Genomic DNA, 1,700 nt, shown 5'->3' with positions numbered 1-1,700 from the left:
TTCCGGTCGGTCGTCCTGCGGGAACGTAAGGACGGCAACCGTCCCACGCGGCTCCGCGTCTTCGAACCACACCGCACCGCCGTACTGATCCATCATGACGGAAACGAAGTAGAGACCGAACCCGATGGAGCCAGTCGCCTCGGACGTGACGTTGCGGTCGAACACCTGTGTTTTCATCCCGTCCGAAATTCCCGGTCCGTCGTCCTCGATTTCGACTCGAACCGACCCTTCGGACCGCCGCGCTCGAACCGCGAGGGAGGGTGATCGACCGTCGTGATGCTCGATGGCGTTCAACAACACGTTCTCCACGACCTCGCCGAGCAGTTCGTTGCCCGCCACGGTCAGTCCGTCCTCAATGTCGGTCTCGACGCTCACGTTCGGATACGTGTCCCTGACTTTCGTGACCCGCCTCGTCAGGGCTGCCGAGAGGGAAACGGTTTCCAGCGACACGGATTCGGAATCGGTGACGGTCTGGCTGACCGACCGCACCTTTTCGGTCAACGCACCGATGTCCTCGCTCCACTTCCGAACCGTGTCGAAATACGACGTTCCGGACGCTTTGACGTGGGGTTCGAGGAGTTCGAGGTTGCCGTTCACGACCGTGATTCCGTTCAGGATGTCGTGGCGGAGAACGCCGTTGAAGAACTCGATCTGTTCGGTTCGTTCCTCGACCATCGCCTGGCTCTCCCGTAGTTCCCGCTCGCGCCGTGCGCGGTCGAGCGCCGTTTCCGTCGTACTCGCCAAAACCCGTGCGAAGCGGCGCTCGTTCTCCGTGAACGTCCGTTTTCTCGTGTCACTGCCGACCCCCAGAACGCCGTGTTCGCCGAGCGGGAGCAACAACAGACAACCGACCGGGAGATACCCGTATTTGGAACTCGGTAGAAGGTCGAAGGACTCGTAAACGACGGGCGTTCCCGATTCGAACACCGACCATATCGATTCGATGTCACGCGAAAACACCAATTTCTCGTCGAGACCGCGTTCCAGGAGGGACGTCATCGCGACCGACCGAAGGATCGTTTCGTCATCGTCCGGAAAGAGGATGGCCGAGTAGGGGTGGTCCAACACCTCGTCGGCGGTTTGCACGGCGACATCGGCGATCGCTTCCGGCCGTTCCACGTCCATGAATCGACGCGTCGCGGACTGAAGCGCACGAAGCGTCTCCTCCCGTCGTTTCTGTTCGGTTATCTCTCGAAGGACGAAGATGTCCCCACGATGGGCGTCGTGGTGGTCACGGATCGGTGTCGAACGGGGGTCGTAGACGGGCGTCTCCCCCATACCGCCGTCTGTTCTGACGGCAGGGGTGAACGAATGTCCGCATGATACGGCGTCGAGCAGGCCGGGAACGGCTGTTTCGAGTTGGCACCCGACGACGCTGTCGACCTGAAACAGCGGTTCCGCCGCCGAGTTGTACTCGACGATTCGTCCGTCGGTGACGACGATCACCGGGTCGTCCATCTCGGAGAGGACGACTTCCGAGGCGAGCGGCGCGACGTCGAGGAAGTTGTAGCGGAACAGCGCGAGGCTGTCCAGAATGCCGCTGGCGGCGAAGAAAACGGGCGTCAACCCGAAAGCGACGTTCAAATCGACGACGGAGAAGACCGAGATGCTGAAAAAGGGAACCAATCCCGCGAGGATGATCGCGACCGTCTGTTTCCGGTAGAGTCGGTCGGCCTGCACCACGAAGGATGTGAGAAAAC

1 protein-coding gene is annotated in these 1,700 nt (G+C 61.1%); it reads right to left on the bottom strand.

Translation table 11 applies throughout. The annotated features are described in order from the left end of the window. Positions 1–1,700 (bottom strand): ATP-binding protein (locus tag WBV42_RS08730; protein WP_423985683.1); only part of this gene is annotated, 1,700 nt, incomplete at both ends.

The organism is Haladaptatus sp. (assembly GCF_049589095.1).
Lineage (GTDB): Archaea > Halobacteriota > Halobacteria > Halobacteriales > Haladaptataceae > Haladaptatus.
This window is presented reverse-complemented; position numbering and strand designations above follow the sequence as displayed.